This window comes from Kitasatospora sp. NPDC088391, assembly GCF_044753345.1.
Lineage (GTDB): Bacteria > Actinomycetota > Actinomycetes > Streptomycetales > Streptomycetaceae > Kitasatospora.
Genome location: NZ_JBIVNB010000009.1, coordinates 298,377 through 316,356, shown reverse-complemented (window position 1 = coordinate 316,356; position 17,980 = coordinate 298,377). Strand labels below are relative to the sequence as shown.

Genomic DNA, 17,980 nt, shown 5'->3' with positions numbered 1-17,980 from the left:
GCCAAGAATAGGACCTGCCCCTTCGCTCGACCGTGGTCCGGGGCCTTGAATTTCCTGAGCGGGCGGTGAGATGGGATGAACCTGAACGTGGACAGCGCAGTGATCCGGCACTTGGCGGAGGACCCGCCGAAGAAGCCCGACATCGACACCATCATCGGCGGCATCGCCCCCGACTGGGGCCCGTTCGCCTCGCTGGGCTCCTCGGCCCGGGTGATGGTCCAGGTCGTGATGGCCGTCGCCATCCTGGTCTGCCTCGCCATCGCGATCTGGGGCGCCGCCAAGCAGCGGATCGGCGCCACCGCGATGCGCGACACCTTCAGCGCCGAACAGGGCAAGGGGCTGATCGTCGCGGGCCTGACCGGCGTGTTCATCATCGGTTCGCTCGGCACCCTGTTCACCATTGTCTACGGCATGGCCATCTGACGAGCGGACAACTCCCGCCCGGATGAGCCGGTCCGGGCTCCGCGCGCCACGCCAGCACCCCCACACCGAGAACCCACCCCCGGCCTCCGGCCGGGGGTACCCCCACCGCCACCGCGCGCCCCGCGCGGTGGCGCCGCACCAGGAGGGCCCCCGTGCCGTTGTCCGACGACCAGCCGCACACCCGGACGCGGCTACCGGTCGCCGAACAGAGCGCCCCGGCGACGGGCCGTCAGGCCCGGCCGCTGCGAACCCTCCTGACGATCCTCGCCGTGGTCACTCTGCTGGTCGTCGCCGTCTCCATCGCCAACCGCGACAAACCCGACCCGGGCCGCGGCACCGGCGGCAGCTCCGCCGACCGGGCCGGCGGCAGCACCGACCGGACGGGCAACAGCGGCGGCCAACCCGTCACCACCACCCAGAACGGCATCGGCACCGGCTACCCGCACACCGACCAGGGCGCGCAGTCGGCCGCCGCCAACTACGCGGTGGCGCTGGGCTCCACCGACATGTTCCGCGCCGAGACCCGGCACGCCGTCCTCGCCACCGTCGTCGACCCCACCGTCCTCCCCGCCCTCCAGGCCCGCCTGGACCAGGCCTTCTCGGCGGACACCGTCACCCGCTACGGCCTCGACGCCCAGGGGAAGGCGCCCAAGGGGCAGACCTTCGTCAGCCGGATCTCCCCGATCGGCACCCGGACCACCAACAGCGCGGACACCGCCACCCGGGTCGACGTCTGGTGCGTCGGGGTCTACGGGCTCGCCGGTGAGAACTCGACGGTCCCGGTCACCCAGGACTGGTACACCCTGAGCGTCACCATGCGCTGGACCGGCAGCGACTGGAAGCTCACCGACTTCTCCCGCGCCGCGGGCCCCGCCCCCCTCCCGGGCGACCAGCAGGCGGCCACCGCGAAAGAGATCGCCGATGCCGTCCAGCAGTTCGGAGGGTTCCGCTATGCCCGCTGAGGTGTCCAGAGTCCGCTTCCTCCGCCGGGCCGGGGCGCTCGCCGCCGGGCTGAGCGGCCTGCAGTTCGCCGCGCTGATGGTCGCGCAGCGGGTGTGGGCCGAGCCCACGCCGACACCGCAGAACACCTGCGCCGCGCAGAACGTGCCGCTGCCCGGGGCGGGCAGCCAGTGCGCGCCGCCCGGGGCGACGGTGATTCCCGGGAACGGGGCGGTGTCGAACGTGACGGACCCGCTGGGGTCGTTGGCGAAGGGGTGCGCGCAGGCGGCGGCCTGGGTGGTGCGGCAGTTGTCGGGGGCGATCGACGGGACGACGAAGGTCGACTTCACGAACGCGGCGTTCCTGCAGCAGTACGCGGTGGTGTTCGCGGTGTCGACGGTGGTCACGCTGGTGCTGTGGCTGCTGGCGGTGACGAAGCGGGCGGTGCGCGGGGCCCCGCTGGGGCAGGCGTTCGCGGAGGCGGTCGGCTTCCTGTGGCTGACGGTGATCGCCTCGGCGTTCACGCCGCTGATCCTGTACACGGTGGTGACGGTCACCGACGGGCTGACGGCCGCGATCGCGGCGGGCACCAAGTCCGACACCACCACCTACCTGGGCGGGTTCGCGGACACCCTGGAGAAGGGCAGCATGGGCGGCGGCCCGCTGATCCTGATCATGGTGTCGCTGGTGGCGGTGCTGGCCGCGGCGGTGCTCTGGATCGAGCTGGTGATCCGGGCGGCGATGCTGTACGTGGGCGCGCTGCTGGGGACGGCCGTGTACGCGGGCCTGGTGGACAAGCAGCTGTGGAAGCACGTGCGGCGGTGGGCCGCGATGATGCTGGCGGTCGACCTGGCCAAGCCGATCATCGTGATCATCCTGGGCCTGGCGGGCGCGGTGGCGACCGGCTCCGGCGCGGACGACGACTTCGCCCGGGTGCTGAGCGGGCTGGCGATCCTGTTCCTGTCGATCTTCGCGAGCGCGGCGGTGTACCGGTTCGTGCCGGGCTTCGGCGACGAGCTGATGGCGATGCGGCGGGCCCGGTCGAGCGCGGTCTCGGCGGGCAGCGCGATGATCAACGGCCCGGCGAACTTCGTGAAGCAGGGCATCTCGACGCACGGTTCGCGCGGTGGCGGCGGCCCGCAGACCGCGACCGCCTCGCCGGGCGCGGGCGGCGGCGGGGCGGGCGCCGGGATCGCGGCGCACGCGTCCCGCCCGGCGGCCCCCGCCCGTCCGGCCGGCCCGCCCCCGCAGACCTCCGTCCAGGCTCCGGTCAACAACCCGAAGGGAGGGTGACCGGGAGTGAGCAGCGAACAGTTCGGCCAGTACGGCGCCCCGTACGCCCATCAGCGCCGCAGTTACCTGATCGGGAAGGCGCGCCCGAACGCGCCGATCGGGCGCAACCGGGAGACCGGCGAGATCGTGCTGATCATCGCGGGCGCCGGCCTCGGCATGGTGTGGGGCCTGGTCCCGAGCCTGCTGCCACTGCGGATCGCGGGCCTGGTGGGTTTCCCGCTGCTGGCGATCATGGCGGTGTACGTGCCGTACCGGCGGCGGACGTTCTACAAGTGGGTGGAGATCAACCGGACGTACCGGCGCACCGTGCGCAGCGGCCGGGGGAGTTGGAAGCCGGACGTGCACGAGGCCGGGACGCGGCTGGACGGGCGCGAGGTGGAGGTCGGCCCGCCGCCGGGGGTGGGGCGGCTGCGCTGGCTGTCGGCGCCGTTCGGGCCGGACGAGGTCGCGGTGCTGATGCACCTGGAGCGGCGGACGGTGACCGCGGCGATCGAGATCGAGGGCCCGGGCGTGGGCCTGCGCGACTCCGAGGACCAGGAGGCGCTGGTCGACCGGTTCGGCACGCTGCTCAAGCACGTGGCCAACGGCGACGGCTTCGTGACCCGGCTGCAGATCCTGGCCCGGACGCTGCCGGCCGACCCGGACGCGCACGCCAAGGACGTGGAGCGGCGCGGCAGCCACGACGCGCCGCGCTGGCTGCAGGACAGCTACGACGAGCTGCAGTCGATGGTGTCGACCTCCTCGGAGCAGCACCGGGCGTACCTGGTGGCGTGCATGCACTACACCCGCGACCTCGCCTCCGAGGCGCACGCGATGGGGCGCACCGCGTACGGGCGGGGCGGGCGGGGCGAGAAGGCGGACCGCAGCGACGACGGCCTGGCGACCGTGATGGCGCGTGAACTCACCGACATCTGTGCCCGGTTGGCGGAGGCGGACATCCGGGTCCGGCAGCCGCTCGGGCAGGCCCGGCTGGCCTCGCTGATCCACTCGATGTACGACCCGGACCACCCGATCGACCACATCCAGGCGATGAGCCGGCGCAACGCCTGGCCGGCCGAGCTGGACGCCACCCACCAGCAGTACCTGCAGGCGAAGACCCGGGAGGCGGCGACCCGGGAGCCCTGGTGCCACGCCACCGCGTGGATCAAGGAGTGGCCGCTGACGCCGGTCGGGGTGAACTTCCTGGCCCCGCTGCTGGTGCACACCCCGGACGTGATCCGGACCGTCGCGGTCACCATGGACCTGGAGCCGACCGACGTCGCGATCGAGCGGATGCTGACCGAGAAGACCAACGACGAGGCGGAGGCCAGCCGGGCGGCGAAGATGAACCGCACGGTGGACCCGCGCGACCTGGCGCACACCGGCCGGGTGGACCAGCGCGGCGACGACCTGGCGTCCGGCGCGGCCGGGGTGAACCTGGTCGGCTACCTGACGGTGTCCTCGCGCAGTCCGGAGGCGCTGGCCCGGGACAAGCGGACCATCCGCGCCTCCGCGGGCAAGAGCTACCTGAAGCTGGAGTGGTGCGACCGCGAGCACCACCGGGCGTTCGCCAACACCCTGCCGTTCGCCACCGGCATCCGCCGCTGACCCCCGGAGGCCGTCGATGCTGAGCAGGCTCACCGAATCCTTCACCAGCACCCTGTTCGGCCGGGTGGAGACCACCCGGCTGCCGGTGCGCACCTCCAGCGGCCAGGCGCAGGCGGTGTACCTGCCGACGGCGGCGCCCGGCCTGGGCGACTCCGGGGTGATCATCGGCCGCGAGGTGTACAGCGGCAAGGGCTACGTCTACGACCCGTTCCAGCTGTACGGCCAGCAGCTGCCGGCCCCGCACTGGCTGGTGCTGGGGGAGTCCGGCAACGGCAAGTCCGCCCTGGAGAAGACGTACGTGCTGCGGCAGTTGAGGTTCCGCGACCGCCAGGTGGTGGTGCTGGACGCGCAGGGCGAGGACGGCGTCGGCGAGTGGAACCTGATCGCGAACGCGCTGGGGATAAAGTCCATCCGGCTGGACCCGATGGCGGCCCGGGACGGCGGGGTGAAGCTCAACCCGCTGGACCCGGCGATCACCACCACCGGCCAGCTGTCGCTGCTGCGCACCATCATCGAGGTGGCGATGGGGCGCGGCCTGGAGGAGCGGGCCGGCTTCGCGCTGAAGGCCGCGCACGCCTACGTGCTGAGCACGGTGACGGGCCGTCAGCCGGTGCTCAACGACATCATCGACACGCTGCGCAGCCCCGACCTGTCGGCGGTGGAGTCGCTGGGCGTGGAGGTCGGCGAGGTGCAGTCCTGGGGCCTGGACGTGGCCCTGGTGCTGGACCGGCTGGTCGACGGCGACCTGCGCGGCATGTTCGACGGCCCGACCACGGCGGGCATCGACCTGGACGCGCCGCTGATCGTCTTCGACCTGTCGCACATCGACCGGAACTCGATCGCGATGCCGATCCTGATGGCGATCGTCGGGGTGTGGCTGGAGCACACCTGGCTGCGGCCGGACCGGGTGAAGCGGATCTTCCTGGTCGAGGAGGCCTGGCACATCATCAACAGCCCGTTCGTGGCGCAGCTGTTCCAGCGGCTGCTGAAGTTCGGGCGGCGGCTCGGCCTGTCCTTCGTGGCGGTGGTGCACCACCTGTCGGACGTGGTGGACGGTGCGGCGGCCAAGGAGGCGTCGGCGATCCTGAAGATGTCCTCGACCCGGACGATCTACATGCAGAAGGCCGACGAGGCGAGAGCCACCGGCCGGGTGCTGGGCCTGCCGCGCTGGGCGGTGGAGATCATCCCGACGCTGTCGCCGGGCATCGCGGTCTGGGACGTCAACGGCAACGTGCAGGTGGTCAAGCACATCATCACCGAGGCCGAGAAGCCGCTGGTGTACACCGACCGCGCGATGACCGAGGACGCGGTGGCCGAACGGGACCGCGCGGACCAGCAGTTGGCGGACCGGCCGCGGGTCTGACGGGTGCCCGGCCCGGTCGCGGACCGGGCCGGCCGACGGCTCGTCAGCCGTCGGATACCAGCTCGTTACCCGCGGGTTCCTGACAGCTACGCGCGTTGACCCTAGGCTTCCCCCAGACAACGCCAGGCCGCCCAGTCGCGGCCCCGACGGTGCAGGGGACAGCCATGCCCATTTCCGGAACCACCGGCCGCCGCACGACCGCCCTCGCGGTCGCCGCGGCCGCCGCCCTGTTCGGCACGATGGCCCTCCCGGCCACCGCCGAGGCCCACGGCCGGGGCCACGACAAGCCCAAGTACGAGGACCTGCAGCTCCTCGCCATCAACGACCTGCACGGCAACCTGGAGCCCCCGGCGGGCTCCTCCGGCACCATCAACGAGATCGACGCCACCACCGGCAAGCCGGTCGCCACCCCCGCCGGCGGCGTCGAGTACCTGGCCACCGCGCTGCGCCAGGCCCGCGAGGGCCACCGCAACAGCATCACCGTCGCGGCCGGCGACCTGGTCGGCGCCAGCCCGCTGATGTCCGGCCTGTTCCACGACGAGCCCACCATCGAGGCGCTCAACAAGATCGGCCTGGACGTCACCTCGGTCGGCAACCACGAGTTCGACGAGGGCTCGGCCGAGCTCAAGCGCATGCAGAACGGCGGCTGCCACCCGGTCGACGGCTGCTACGAGGAGGGCCGCGAGTTCGACGGCGCCGACTTCCCGTACTTGGCGGCCAACGTCACCAGCGAGAAGACCGGCAGGCCGATCCTCAAGCCGTACTGGGTGAAGAACGTCCACGGCGTCAAGGTCGGCTTCATCGGCGTGACCCTGGAGGGCACCCCGAACATCGTCACCGCCGCGGGCGTGCAGGGCCTCAAGTTCGGCAACGAGGTCGCCACCATCAACAAGTACACCGCCGAGCTGAAGCGCCAGGGCGTCAACTCCGTGGTCGCGCTGATCCACGAGGGCGGCCTGCCCGCCAGCAACATCTACAACTACGACTGCGGCGCGGGCGGCTCCGGCATCTCCGGCCCGATCGTCGACATCGCCAAGCGGCTCGACCCGGCCGTCGGCGCGATCGTCACCGGCCACACCCACACCGCGTACGCCTGCATGATCCCGGACCCGAACGGCGTGCCCCGCTCGGTCACCAGCGCCGCCTCCTTCGGCCGCCTGTACACCGAGATCGACCTCAAGCTGGACAAGCGCACCGGCAGCATCGTCCGCCCGTCGGTCACCGCCGCCAACCACGTGGTCCGCCGCGACGTGGCCAAGGCCCCCGACATGACCGCGCTGATCGACCACTACCGCGCGCTGGCCGCCCCGATCGCCAACCGCCCGGTCGGCTGGATCTCCGCGGACATCAACGGCCGCGGCAGCTCCGCCCTGGAGAAGCCGCTCGGCGACGTCATCGCCGACGCCCAGCTGGCCGGCCTGTCGGCCGCCGACAAGGGCGGCGCCCAGGTCGCCTTCATGAACCCGGGCGGCATCCGCGCCGACCTGGTCTACAAGTCGACCGGCAGCGAGGGCGACGGCGTGGTGACCTACGGCGAGGCCTTCGCGGTCCAGCCGTTCACCAACATGATGCAGGTCAAGACCCTGACCGGCGCCCAGCTGGTCCAGCTCCTGCAGCAGCAGGTCTCCGGCTCCAACGACGCCGCCCCGAAGATCCTGCAGCCCTCCGCCAACCTGGCCTACACCCTCGACCTGAACAAGGCCGGCGCGGCCCGGGTCCTGGTCGACTCGATCCGCCTGAACGGCGCCCCGGTCGACCCGAACGCCAAGTACCGGGTCGCCGCCAACGAGTTCCTGGCCGGCGGCGGCGACGGCTTCCCCGCCTTCGCGGCCGGCACCGACAAGCTCGTCGGCGCCTCCGACCTGGACCTCTTCAACTCCTACCTGACCGGCCACTCCAGCGCCGGCACCCCGCTCGCGGCCCCCGCCACGACCCGCATCAAGGTCATCGGCGTCGGCCAGGACAACGGCTGATCCACCGCCGGTACCGGGGGGCGGGGCGCCTGCGGGCGCCCCGCCCTCACCGCTCCTCCGGCCGCTCCGGCTGCCCGGGCAGCACCATCACCGCCTGCGTCCCCGCCCCGCCGTCACCCGCCGGACCCAGCGCCACCTGCCCGCCGGCGTCCCGCACGGTCTGCGCCACGATCGACAACCCCAGCCCCGAGCCCGGGAGTTGACGCGAGGACGGCGAACGCCAGAACCGCTCGAAGACCAGCGGCAACTCCTCCGCCGGAATCCCCGGCCCCCGGTCGCGCACCGTCAGCCGCCCCGCCCGCAGCCGGACGTCGATCGTCCCGCCCGGCGGCGAGTACTTCACCGCGTTGTCCAGCAGGTTGATCACCGCCCGCTCCAGCGCCGCCGGGTCCCCGTGCACGAACCACGGGTTCACCTCGGTGTCGAACACCAGCGACGGCCCGCGCAGCCGCCCCCGCTCCAACGCCCGCCCCACCGTGTCGTGGAACGCCACCACGGTGCGCACCGCCTCCGGGTTCGGGGTGTCCGGCCGCGACAGCTGCAGCAGGTCCCCGATCAGCACCGTCAGCTCCTGCATCTGCGCCTTCATGTTCCCCAGCATCCGCGCCCGGGTCTCCGCCGGCAGCGCCCGCCCCTGCGCGTCCGACCGGATCAACAGGTCCACGTTCGTCCGCAACGAGGTCAACGGCGTCCGCAACTCGTGCCCGGCATCGGCGATCAGCCGGGTCTGCCGCTCCCGGGAGTTGGCGAGCGCCGTCGACATCGAGTTGAACGAGGTGGAGAGCCGCGCGATCTCGTCCTTCCCGTTGACGGGGATGGTCGTCCCGACCTCCTCGGTCCGCGCGATGTGCTCCACCGCGTCGGTCAGCTGGTCGACGGGCTTCAACGCCGACCGCGCGATCAGCCGCCCGGTGACACCGGCCCCGATCACGCCCAGCCCGGCGACGCCGGTCATCAGCAGGGCGAGGGAGTTCAGCGAGTCCTGGACGTCCTTGACGGAGACCGCCGTGAGCAGGACGACCGCCTCACCGCCGGAGGTCATCGGCCCGCCCCAGACCCGCACCATGGCGGGGGTGCCGTCGGCGTACTTGCCGTCGCGGTAGACCGGACGCTTCCCGGTCGCGGCGGTCAGGTCGTCGGGGACGGACACGATGGCCCTGGTCGAGCCGATCGGGAAGCAGACCGTCCCGTTGACCCCGACGAACTGGTTGTCGTACTTGTTCTGGTGGAACGGGCGCTCGTCGACGATCGCCTTCACCTTGGCCAGTGCAGCGTCGACCGACGTGGCGCAGGTCACCCGGGACTGGGCCGGCGAGTTGGGCGGCTCCGCCGAGGCCAGGGACTGGCGCGCCTGCTTGTAGAGCGAGTCCCTGACGATCAGCCAGCAGGCCGCCGCCACCACCGCGATCGCCACCGCCACCGCGGCGGCCGTGAGCATGGCCAGCCTGCTCCGCAGCGATCTGCCGCGGAACCACCCCGTGAGCCGGCCGAGGGGCTTCACGCCGCTGCGCCGGTGGCGGCGCGGAGGGCGTAGCCGACGCCGCGGACGGTCTGGATGAGGCGGGGCATGCCGTGCTGCTCGGTCTTGCGGCGGAGGTACATGACGTAGACGTCGAGGGAGTTGGAGGAGGGTTCGAAGTCGAAGCCCCAGACCGCCTTGAGGATCTGTTCGCGGGTCAGCACCTGGCGGGGGTGCGAGAGGAACATCTCCAGCAGCATGAACTCGGTGCGGGTGAGTTCGATCGGGGTGCCGTCGCGGGTGACCTCGCGGGTGGCGGTGTTCATCCGGAGGTCGGCGAAGGCGAGTACCTCGTCGTCCTCCTCGTCGGCGGCGGTGCGCGCCGCGGCCTCGTTGGCGAGCGCGTTGCGGCGCAGCAGCGCCCGGACCCGGGCGAGCAGCTCGTCGAGTTCGAAGGGCTTGGCGAGGTAGTCGTCGGCGCCGACGTCGAGCCCGGTGACGCGGTCGCCGACGGCGTCCCGCGCGGTGAGCATCAGCACCGGCACGGCGTCGCCCCGGGAGCGCATCCGGCGGACGGCGGTGAGGCCGTCCATCCGGGGCATCATGATGTCCAGCAGCACCAGGTCGGGGTGGTCGCGTTCGACGGCGGCGAGTGCCTCGTAGCCGTCGGTGGCGGTGGTGACCTGGTAGCCCTCGAAGGCGAGGCTGGATTCCAGCGCGTCGCGCAGCGCGGGCTCGTCGTCGACCACGAGGACGCGGGCGCCGCCGCCCGGGGCCTCGGTGGGAGTGCGGTCGTCGGCGGGGGGAGTCATCGGCGCGGGGCCCTTTCTGATTCCGGTGCGGTCGTGGCCATTGTCCGCCGGGTGGGGCGGGAACGGCGGTCGGTCAGAGGTTCTTGCCGGCCTGCAGCTGGGACAGGACCTGCTTGACGCTGTTGATCGGGATGGCGAAGCCGAGGCCGACGCTGCCGGCCTCGGAGCTGCCGGTGGAGCCGGTGCCGGAGGCGGAGTACATCGCCGAGTTCAGGCCGATCACCTGTCCGGCGGCGTTGATCAGCGGGCCGCCGGAGTTGCCGGGGTTGAGCGCGGCGTCGGTCTGCAGGGCCTGGTAGGTGGCGGTGTCGGCGGTGGAGTTCGCGGAGGAGCCGGACCGGCCGGGCAGGTTCGGTAGGCCGAAGCCGCCGTTCCCGCGGGTGGTGCCCTCGTCGACCTGGACCGAGACCTGCCGGTTCTTGGCCGAGACGATGCCGGAGGTGACGGTGCCGGTCAGGCCCTCGGGGTTGCCGATGGCGACCACCGGGTCGCCGACGGCGGTGCTGTCGGAGTCGCCGAGGACGGCGGTGGTGAGGCCGCTGACGCCGGCGGCGGTGATCACGGCGGTGTCGAGGGACTTGTCGGTGCCGGTGACGGTGGCGGTCGCGGTCTTCCCGTCCTGGAAGGTGACGGTGGCCCGGCCGCCCTGCACCGCGCCCGCGATGACGTGGTAGTTGGTGAGGATGCGGCCGTCGGAGGTGAGCACCACGCCGGTGCCGGTGGCGGTGCCGCTGCCGGTCTGCACGGTGATCTGGACGACGGCGGGGGAGACCGCGGCGGCGATCGCCGAGACGTTCGCGGAGCCGTCCGCGTTGGCGGACACCGGCCGGACCAGGGTGGCGGCCGCGCTGCCGGAGCCGTCGCGGTCGGCGGCGAGCACGCCGCCGGTGACGCCGCCGAGCAGCGCGGCGACCGCGGCGACGGCGGTGACCAGGGCGAGCCGCCCCTTCAGCAGGCCGCGCCGGGCCCGGTGCCCGGGCACGGACGCGGGCGGCAGTGCGCCGGCGAAGGCGGGGTGGGCGGGCAGAGCGGGCGGAGCGGGCGGGGCCGGCGGGGCCGGGTACCCGGCGTACGGGTCGGTGGTCGCGGGCGGCTGCGGCGGGTTCCGGTCCGCGCCGCCGTCCTGGGGGTGGGGCTCGTGGGTGCTGCGGTGCCAGTCGCTCATGACGACCACGTTCCGCGCGTTTCATGAAGAGCGGATGAGAGGCCGGTACAGGTTCCCCGAGAAGCGCGTCAGGTTCTCATAAAGCCTGGTCAGGCCGGAGATCAGGCCGCCGGGCCACCGCAGCCGCAGGAACGCCGCACGACCAGGCGCGACGGGAACTTGCGGACCCGCTCGGTGTCGCTGCCGGGCACCATCAGCGAGTCGTCGAGGACCAGGTCGACGGCGGCCCGGGCCATCGCGTCCCGGTCGGAGGCGACGGTGGTCAGCGGCGGGGAGGCGAACGCGGCCTCCGGGATGTCGTCGAAGCCGGCCACCGCGAGGTCCTCGGGGACCCGCAGGCCGAGTTCGGTGGCGGCCCGCAGCACGCCGATCGCCTGGTCGTCGGTGGAGCAGAAGATCGCGGGCGGGCGCCGGTCCGAGCCGAGCAGCTCCAGCGCGACCTGGTAGGCGCCGTAGCGGTGGAACGGCGCGTCGACCAGGTACGGCTCGGTGGGCAGGCCGTGCGCGGTCATCGCCAGCTCCCAGCCGGCCACGTGGTCGATCACGGGGTCGCCGGGCGCGGGGGACTCGACCGGGCCGCCGAAGCAGGCCACGTACGGGTGGCCGTGCTCCTCCAGCAGGTGGCGGACCACCAGTTCGGAGCCGCCGACGTCGTCGGTGACCACGGCCACGTCGTCGATCGCCTCGGGGCGACGGTGCAGCAGCACCACCTTGGCGCCCTCCATGGCGGCGAACTCCTCGGCGGCCCGCTGCGAGGGGCCCTGGCTGACCAGGATCAGGCCGGACACCCGCATGCCGAGGAAGGCGCGGACGTAGTGCACCTCGCGGTCGTCCACGTAGTCGGAGTTGCCGATCAGCACCAGCTTGCCGCGCTCGGAGGCGGCCCGTTCCACGGCGTGCGCCATCTCCGCGAAGAACGGCTGCCGGGCGTCGGGGACGACCATGCCGATCAGGTTGGTGCGCCGGGAGGCCATCGCCTGGGCGACCGAGTTGGGGCGGTACCCCAGCTGCTCGATCGCGGCGAGCACCTTCTCCCGGGTGGCCGGGGCGACCGGCCGGGGACCGTTGTTGATCACATAGCTGACGACCGCGGTCGAGGTCCCAGCCAGTCGGGCTACATCGTCGCGCGTCACCTTGGCCACGGGGCGAGTCTACGCGGGTCGTTCGCCGCCCCGGGGCCGGGTGACACCTGGTGGGACGGCGGTTTCGGGACCGATCCGGGCAAAGCCGGGCGAGAGTCCCCGCCCGGCCGCGCGTCAGCGCTCGCGGGCCGCGCCGGCCCGGTTCGGCTCGGCCCGCTCGCCGCCCTTCTCGGGCCGCTCGGGCACCACGAAGCGGTAGCCGACGTTGCGCACGGTGCCGATCAACTGCTCGTTCTCGACGCCGAGTTTGGCCCGCAGCCGGCGGACGTGGACGTCCACGGTGCGGGTGCCGCCGAAGTAGTCGTAGCCCCACACCTCCTGGAGCAGCTGGGCCCGGGTGAAGACCCGCCCGGGGTGCTGGGCCAGGTACTTGAGCAGCTCGAACTCCTTGAAGGTGAGGTCGAGGACGCGGCCCTTGAGCTTGGCGGAGTAGGTGGCCTCGTCGACCGTGAGGTCGCCGTTGCGGATCTCCATCGGCGAGTCGTCGACACCGGCGTTCAGCCGGCCCAGGGCCAGCCGCAGCCGGGCCTCGACCTCGGCCGGCCCGGCGGTGTCGAGCAGCACGTCGTCGATGCCCCACTCGGCGGTGACGGCGGCCAGGCCGCCCTCGGTGACCACCAGGATCAGCGGGCTGCCGATGCCGGTGGAGCGCAGCAGTTGGCACAGGCTGCGGATCTGCGGCAGGTCGCGGCGGCCGTCGACCAGGATCACGTCGGCGCTGGGGGTGTCGACCAGGGCGGACCCCTCGGCGGGGGCCACCCGGACGCTGTGCAGGAGCAGCCCGAGGGCGGGCAGTACCTCTGCGGAGGGTTGCAGGGCGTTGGTCAGCAGGAGCAGAGAACTCATACCCGGTTAGTCCCCTTTCCGGGTTGTCGCGGTCGCGGCCGCCGAGGGGACGGCGGCCGCGGAACGGGGGTGGGGAACGCCGACAGCTCCGGTGGAGGCGACGGCGGACGGGGCGGCGGTGGCTCGTCCGGGGTCCCGCAACCCCAGGCGTCCCGCTGGTGCCTCGCCCATCGGCGTACCCTCCGGTCTGTCCCGCTCCGGGACCGCACCTCGTCGTGCGGCCGGCGGCGGGGGCGTTCCGGCGGTCGGCGCGGGTGGGGCGCCGCTCGCAAGAACGTCCGTACTGGCGTCCTGAAAGCACAAAAGGACCCGGGGGCGACTCTGCCCGGGTCCCTCACAGTCACCGAGGATAGCCGACGGCCCCCGGCCTGGGGAGAGGCGCGAGCGGGGCGCGCGCCGATCGGGGCCGCTCCGGGGCGTGAGGTGCGCCACCCCGCCGGACGGGCCGCGGCCTGCGATTCGCTTGCCCCGGGGCGGGGGGCGCGGGCGATGATGGGGGCCGCACCGGCCGCACCGTACGTGCTGCGCGTGTACACCCGGCCTTCCCGGCCCGGGTGGGCCGGGCCGGCCACCGGGTCGGCCGCCGCACCGGGCGAGGACCGTCGAGAGGGGTTGCCGTGAGCACGGCCACCGATGCCCGCACCGTCCCCGGTTCACCCGCCCGGGTGAGCGGGACGATCCGCTACTGGGCCGCCGCGAAGGCCGCGGCCGGCCGGGCCGAGGACCCGTACCTGGCCGCCACGCTGGCCGAGGCGCTGGCGGCGGTGCGCGCCGCGCACGCGGGCCGGCCGGAGCTGCTGCGCCTGCTGGAGGTGTGCTCGTTCCTGGTGGACGGCGACCCGGTGGGCACCCGCCCGCACGGCGGGGTGCCGCTGTCCGCGGGCGGCTCGGTGGAGGTGCTGCCGCCGTTCGCCGGCGGCTGATCGCCGGTTCCGGTCCCAGGAACCGGGGCATACGTGCGATCGTCCTATGTCCGAAGGGCCGTCCGGCGGCGGGGGGTTGCGGACCGAGCGTTCCAGGGGGAGTTGCGATGCATGGCGCGGTGAAGCTGCTGATCGGCCTCGGCGTGGTGGGCGGCCTGCTGGTCGGCGCCGACCGGGTGGCGGTCGGCGTCGCGGAGGACCAGGCCGCGGACGCGGTGGTCTCCTCCGGCTGGCTCGCCACCAAGCCGGACGTGGACATCGCCGACTTCCCGTTCCTGACCTCGGCGGTCGCGGGCGAGCTGGACAAGGTCACGCTCACCTCGGACGGGATGACCGTGACGGACGGCAAGGAGCGGGTGACGGTGCACGCCTTCCGCGCCGACCTGTCGGACGTGAAGTTCACCGACTCCTACCGCGGCGTGACGGTCGGGCGCGGCGACGGCCAGGGGGTGGTCGACTACAAGGACGTCTCGAAGTTCCTGGTCGGCGGCGGCCTGATCGGCCTGGAGTACGCCGGCCCGGGCAAGGTGAAGGCCGCGGTGCCGGGCGGCTCGATCGAGGGCACGCTGCACAGCGAGGGCAACGAGGTGGTCGTGGACGGCCTCCAACTGACCGGCATGGCCTCGAAGTTGAACGGCCTGGCGGCCGACCGGCTGAAGCCCCAGCGGTTCCGGCTGACCGGCCTGCCGAACGGCCTCGCGCTGGCCGAGGCGGCCCCGGAGCAGGGCGGCGTCCGGCTCCGCTTCACCCTCGCCCCCGGCACCGCGCTGGGGCACTGACCCCGCCGCCGACCCGCCACCGCCCCGTCCGCTGGGCGAGACGCGCTGTCCAGCGCGATCACCGGAATGCCCCGGAAGGCCCGTTCGCCCGTTCCCCGCCCGGGGAGCGGGCTGTTCGGCATGAGGGCGAAAACCGGTAAATCCCAGTATTCGAGTGATCTAGTCTCACTATTCGACACGATGATGACAGCGCCCCCACCGGTTCCCTAGCATCGTCGTCATGAAGCGACAGGCGGACCTCACGAAGCGGCGGGCGGTAGACCACTGCCGCGTGTCGAGCTGCCTGTGTCGAATGCGCTGACCGGACGGCCCTGACCGCGGTCCCGGCCCGTCCCCCCGCTCCGGCGCCCATGAACCGGCGGCGATCGATCGCCCCGGCGCGCCGACAGCGGCGGACCCACTCCTCCCGTTCCACCCCGGCCACCGCCGCACCCACGCCCGTCCCAGCATGCGGACAGGTGTGCGGACGCACGGTCCGGGCGCCCTCCCCGCAGCCTTCCGCCAACCGCCCCCGGATGGAGACACCACCATGAGCCGCAGCGACGTCCTGGTCGACGCCGACTGGGTCCAGGCCCGCCTGGACGACCCGAAGGTCGTCATCGTCGAGGTCGACGAAGACACCGCCGCCTACGACAAGAACCACATCCGCAACGCGGTCCGGATCGACTGGAAGAAGGACCTCCAGGACCCGGTCCGCCGCGACTTCATCGACCAGGCCGGCTTCGAGGCGCTGCTCTCCGCCAAGGGCATCGCCAACGACGACACCGTGGTGCTCTACGGCGGCAACAACAACTGGTTCGCGTCCTACGCCTACTGGTACTTCAAGCTGTACGGCCACGGCGACGTCCGCCTGCTGGACGGCGGCCGCAAGAAGTGGGAGCTCGACTCCCGCGAGCTGGTCGTCGAGCAGCCCGAGCGGGCCGCCACCCAGTACACCGCGCAGGCCGCCGACTCCTCGATCCGTGCCTTCCGCGACGACGTGGTCAACGCGATCGGCACCCTGAACCTGGTCGACGTCCGCTCGCCCGACGAGTTCTCCGGCAAGCTGCTCGCCCCGGCCCACCTCCCGCAGGAGCAGTCGCAGCGCCCGGGCCACGTCCCGTCCGCGAAGAACATCCCGTGGGCGAAGAACGCCAACGACGACGGCACCTTCAAGAGCGACGACGAGCTCAAGGCGCTCTACGAGGCCGAGGGCGTCGACCTGGCGACCGACACCATCGCCTACTGCCGGATCGGCGAGCGCTCCGCGCTCACCTGGTTCGTGCTGCACGAGCTGCTGGGCCAGGAGAACGTCAAGAACTACGACGGTTCGTGGACCGAGTACGGCAGCCTGGTCGGCGTGCCGATCGAGCTCGGCAACTGAGCCCCGGCTCGCACGACAGCAAGGAAGAAGGAGACAGACATGTGCGGTGCGAAGGCCGGCGGCCCGGACCTGGCAGGAGTTGACGTGGCGAACGAGACGATCATCCAGGGTTCGGTGACCCGCAACGACGAGCCGGTCAACGGCTACGTGCGGCTCCTCGACGAGAACGGCGAGTTCACCGCCGAGGTCCCGACCTCGGCGACCGGGCAGTTCCGGTTCTTCGCCCGCCCGGGCAAGTGGACGCTGCGGGCCCTGGTGCCCGGCGCCACCGTGGACCGCCAGGTGGTCGCCGCCCAGGGCGAGTTCACCGAGGTCGCGATCGCGGTCTGAGGACCGCGACGAGCAGCGTGACGAGGGGCCCGGACGTCTTCTGACGTCCGGGCCCCTCGCCGTACCCTGGAAGGGTGCGGGCACACCGGCGGCATGTGCGCTACTTCGTGATGATGGGCGTCTGCCTGGCGCTGTTCGTCCTGGCCTGGGGCGTGGTGCGGTTCTGGTCGGTCGGCGCGGCCATCGCCATGTGCGCGGTCGCCATGGTGATCCCGCCGATCGCCGCCGTCCTCGCCAACAAGCGGGACCGCGACGACGACTGGTGGAACGACCCGCGCTGGGACGACCCGGACTGGGAACGGCCCGGCCACGACCGGGACCACCCCGATCAGTAGACGAGCGCCTTGGCGCCGTCCGCCATCACCTCGGACAGGAACACCTGCGCCCCGGCGATCCGCACGCCCTCGATCACGTCGGCCTGCGCGATGTCCCGGCGCGCCGCGCACTGGGTGCACAGCGTGACGCTGCCGGCCGCCAGGACCGCCGCCAGCAGGTCCGGCAGCGGCGCGGAGTGCGGCAGCTCGAACCCGTCGGCCCGCCCCGGCAGCGCGAACCAGGCGGACTCCCCGGTCAGCCAGAGCGAGACCTCGACCCCGCTGGCGACCGCGACCGAGGCGACCGTGAAGGCCTGCGAGCAGCGTTCCGGCGCGTCCGCCCCGGCGGTGACCTTGATGACCAGCTTCTTCGACATGCCCCAGAGACTACGGGCGCGCGGGGCGCCCGATAGACTCGCGCCGTACCACAGCCCGTCGAACCCGCCCCTGGGAGAGCACCGTGTCCGGTCTTGAGATCTTCTTCGACAGCCTGCTGGCTCTGATGGCCGTGCTGATCACCTGGTTCGCCGTCTTCTCCGTCATGAAGCTCTACCAGGGCCAGCGCTGAGAACTGCCGTACGGTTGATCCGGTAACCGTCCGACGACACCAGCCAGGACCATGATCGAGATTCCTTCCGACCTCCACCGCGACGTCGTCCCGCTCGCCTTCCTCCTCGGCACCTGGGAGGGCGCGGGCGTCCACGCCCCCCTTCCCGGACAAGAGGGCCCCGGCTCGGAGAAGTGCAACTTCGGCCAGGAGCTGGTCTTCCGGCACGACGGCCGCCCCTTCCTCGAGTTCCGCTCGCGCACCTGGGTGCTCGACGAGCAGGGCGAGAAGGTCCGGCCACTGGAGACCGAGCACGCCTTCTGGCGCGTCACCAGCAACCAGCACGGCGCCGGCGGCGAGCGCGAGATCGAGGTCTCCTCGGTCCGCGACGACGGCACCGTGGAGATCTGGTACGGCAAGCTGCACGACGGCAAGCCGCAGATCGACCTGGCCACCGACGCGGTCGCCCGGATCGAGGGCGCGGCCCCCTACACCGGCGGCAAGCGCCTGTACGGCCTGGTCAAGGACGAGCTGCTCTGGGTCGGCGAGAAGGCCGCCCCCGAGGTGCCGCTGCGGCCGTACATGTCCGCGCAGCTCAAGAAGGTGCTCAACCCGGCGCAGCTGATCAGCGACATCAACGACCTGCCGGACGACGGGATCGCGTTCTTCCGCTGAGCCGCGGGAACGCACGGGGTAGGGGCCGGCCGGGCGGTCGGTCCCTA

General features: G+C 72.6%; 18 protein-coding genes. 12 read left to right on the top strand and 6 right to left on the bottom strand.

Features of this window, described 5'->3' with window-relative positions; translation table 11 throughout:
• The first annotated feature begins 75 nt into the window (after nt 1-75).
• From ACIQBJ_RS26315 to ACIQBJ_RS26290, 6 genes are all read left to right on the top strand, one after another.
• Nucleotides 76-423, top strand: a complete 348-nt coding sequence (locus ACIQBJ_RS26315) for a hypothetical protein (protein ID WP_400715271.1) — start codon at nt 76-78, stop codon at nt 421-423.
• A 152-nt stretch (nt 424-575) separates the two neighbouring features.
• On the top strand, nt 576-1,385 hold the full coding sequence (locus ACIQBJ_RS26310; RefSeq protein WP_400715269.1) for a hypothetical protein: 810 nt from the start codon (nt 576-578) through the stop codon (nt 1,383-1,385).
• Nucleotide 1,386: 1 nt separating this feature from the next.
• Nucleotides 1,387-2,655 (top strand): hypothetical protein, encoded by a 1,269-nt coding sequence (locus ACIQBJ_RS26305; RefSeq protein ID WP_400715267.1) that lies wholly within the window; start codon nt 1,387-1,389, stop codon nt 2,653-2,655.
• A 6-nt stretch (nt 2,656-2,661) separates the two neighbouring features.
• Nucleotides 2,662-4,242: an SCO6880 family protein gene (locus ACIQBJ_RS26300; RefSeq protein WP_400715265.1), complete on the top strand. Its 1,581-nt coding sequence runs from the start codon at nt 2,662-2,664 to the stop codon at nt 4,240-4,242.
• Nucleotides 4,243-4,258: 16 nt separating this feature from the next.
• On the top strand, nt 4,259-5,605 hold the full coding sequence (locus ACIQBJ_RS26295) for an ATP-binding protein (protein ID WP_400715263.1): 1,347 nt from the start codon (nt 4,259-4,261) through the stop codon (nt 5,603-5,605).
• 164 nt (nt 5,606-5,769) lie between these two features.
• The gene (locus ACIQBJ_RS26290) at nt 5,770-7,578 is read left to right on the top strand and encodes a bifunctional metallophosphatase/5'-nucleotidase (protein ID WP_400715261.1); all 1,809 of its coding nucleotides are present in this window, start codon (nt 5,770-5,772) and stop codon (nt 7,576-7,578) included.
• A gap of 46 nt (nt 7,579-7,624) precedes the next feature.
• Here the strand turns inward: ACIQBJ_RS26290 and ACIQBJ_RS26285 are convergent, their stop codons facing one another.
• From ACIQBJ_RS26285 to ACIQBJ_RS26265, 5 genes are all read right to left on the bottom strand, one after another.
• Nucleotides 7,625-9,016 (bottom strand): ATP-binding protein, encoded by a 1,392-nt coding sequence (locus ACIQBJ_RS26285; protein WP_400715259.1) that lies wholly within the window; start codon nt 9,014-9,016, stop codon nt 7,625-7,627.
• A 59-nt stretch (nt 9,017-9,075) separates the two neighbouring features.
• Nucleotides 9,076-9,849: a response regulator transcription factor gene (locus ACIQBJ_RS26280; RefSeq protein ID WP_400715257.1), complete on the bottom strand. Its 774-nt coding sequence runs from the start codon at nt 9,847-9,849 to the stop codon at nt 9,076-9,078.
• Between the two features lie 73 nt (nt 9,850-9,922).
• Nucleotides 9,923-11,014 (bottom strand): S1C family serine protease, encoded by a 1,092-nt coding sequence (locus ACIQBJ_RS26275; protein WP_400715255.1) that lies wholly within the window; start codon nt 11,012-11,014, stop codon nt 9,923-9,925.
• A 101-nt stretch (nt 11,015-11,115) separates the two neighbouring features.
• On the bottom strand, nt 11,116-12,156 hold the full coding sequence (locus ACIQBJ_RS26270; RefSeq protein ID WP_400715253.1) for a LacI family DNA-binding transcriptional regulator: 1,041 nt from the start codon (nt 12,154-12,156) through the stop codon (nt 11,116-11,118).
• 114 nt (nt 12,157-12,270) lie between these two features.
• The gene (locus ACIQBJ_RS26265; protein WP_400715251.1) at nt 12,271-13,002 is read right to left on the bottom strand and encodes a response regulator transcription factor; all 732 of its coding nucleotides are present in this window, start codon (nt 13,000-13,002) and stop codon (nt 12,271-12,273) included.
• A 677-nt stretch (nt 13,003-13,679) separates the two neighbouring features.
• Here ACIQBJ_RS26265 and ACIQBJ_RS26260 point away from each other — a divergent pair.
• From ACIQBJ_RS26260 to ACIQBJ_RS26240, 5 genes are all read left to right on the top strand, one after another.
• Complete coding sequence (locus ACIQBJ_RS26260; protein ID WP_400715326.1) at nt 13,680-13,925, top strand: MoaD/ThiS family protein; 246 nt, start codon at nt 13,680-13,682, stop codon at nt 13,923-13,925.
• 107 nt (nt 13,926-14,032) lie between these two features.
• Nucleotides 14,033-14,704, top strand: coding sequence for a DUF2993 domain-containing protein (locus ACIQBJ_RS26255; protein WP_400715249.1), 672 nt, complete (start codon nt 14,033-14,035; stop codon nt 14,702-14,704).
• A gap of 529 nt (nt 14,705-15,233) precedes the next feature.
• Nucleotides 15,234-16,067, top strand: a complete 834-nt coding sequence (locus tag ACIQBJ_RS26250) for a sulfurtransferase (RefSeq protein WP_400715247.1) — start codon at nt 15,234-15,236, stop codon at nt 16,065-16,067.
• A gap of 39 nt (nt 16,068-16,106) precedes the next feature.
• Nucleotides 16,107-16,397, top strand: a complete 291-nt coding sequence (locus ACIQBJ_RS26245; protein WP_030458165.1) for a DUF1416 domain-containing protein — start codon at nt 16,107-16,109, stop codon at nt 16,395-16,397.
• Between the two features lie 74 nt (nt 16,398-16,471).
• Nucleotides 16,472-16,732 (top strand): DUF3099 domain-containing protein, encoded by a 261-nt coding sequence (locus ACIQBJ_RS26240; protein WP_400715244.1) that lies wholly within the window; start codon nt 16,472-16,474, stop codon nt 16,730-16,732.
• Here the strand turns inward: ACIQBJ_RS26240 and ACIQBJ_RS26235 are convergent.
• Complete coding sequence (locus ACIQBJ_RS26235; RefSeq protein ID WP_400715242.1) at nt 16,726-17,088, bottom strand: DsrE family protein; 363 nt, start codon at nt 17,086-17,088, stop codon at nt 16,726-16,728. The two genes, ACIQBJ_RS26240 and ACIQBJ_RS26235, sit on opposite strands and share 7 nt — an antisense overlap.
• Before the next feature lie 242 nt (nt 17,089-17,330).
• On the opposite strand from ACIQBJ_RS26235, the gene ACIQBJ_RS26230 reads away from it, so the two are divergent.
• The gene (locus ACIQBJ_RS26230) at nt 17,331-17,933 is read left to right on the top strand and encodes an FABP family protein (protein ID WP_400715240.1); all 603 of its coding nucleotides are present in this window, start codon (nt 17,331-17,333) and stop codon (nt 17,931-17,933) included.
• Nucleotides 17,934-17,980 lie beyond the last annotated feature (47 nt).

Excerpts from the sequence above, each read along its gene's own strand:
- ACIQBJ_RS26315 (WP_400715271.1), top strand. The coding sequence starts at position 76 with ATGAACCTGAACGTGGACAGCGCAGTGATCCGGCACTTGGCGGAGGAC.
- ACIQBJ_RS26295 (WP_400715263.1), top strand. The coding sequence starts at position 4,259 with ATGCTGAGCAGGCTCACCGAATCCTTCACCAGCACCCTGTTCGGCCGG.
- ACIQBJ_RS26290 (WP_400715261.1), top strand. The coding sequence starts at position 5,770 with ATGCCCATTTCCGGAACCACCGGCCGCCGCACGACCGCCCTCGCGGTC.
- ACIQBJ_RS26285 (WP_400715259.1), bottom strand. The coding sequence starts at position 9,016 with ATGCTCACGGCCGCCGCGGTGGCGGTGGCGATCGCGGTGGTGGCGGCG.
- ACIQBJ_RS26280 (WP_400715257.1), bottom strand. The coding sequence starts at position 9,849 with ATGACTCCCCCCGCCGACGACCGCACTCCCACCGAGGCCCCGGGCGGC.
- ACIQBJ_RS26275 (WP_400715255.1), bottom strand. The coding sequence starts at position 11,014 with ATGAGCGACTGGCACCGCAGCACCCACGAGCCCCACCCCCAGGACGGC.
- ACIQBJ_RS26265 (WP_400715251.1), bottom strand. The coding sequence starts at position 13,002 with ATGAGTTCTCTGCTCCTGCTGACCAACGCCCTGCAACCCTCCGCAGAG.
- ACIQBJ_RS26255 (WP_400715249.1), top strand. The coding sequence starts at position 14,033 with ATGCATGGCGCGGTGAAGCTGCTGATCGGCCTCGGCGTGGTGGGCGGC.
- ACIQBJ_RS26250 (WP_400715247.1), top strand. The coding sequence starts at position 15,234 with ATGAGCCGCAGCGACGTCCTGGTCGACGCCGACTGGGTCCAGGCCCGC.
- ACIQBJ_RS26245 (WP_030458165.1), top strand. The coding sequence starts at position 16,107 with ATGTGCGGTGCGAAGGCCGGCGGCCCGGACCTGGCAGGAGTTGACGTG.
- ACIQBJ_RS26235 (WP_400715242.1), bottom strand. The coding sequence starts at position 17,088 with ATGTCGAAGAAGCTGGTCATCAAGGTCACCGCCGGGGCGGACGCGCCG.
- ACIQBJ_RS26230 (WP_400715240.1), top strand. The coding sequence starts at position 17,331 with ATGATCGAGATTCCTTCCGACCTCCACCGCGACGTCGTCCCGCTCGCC.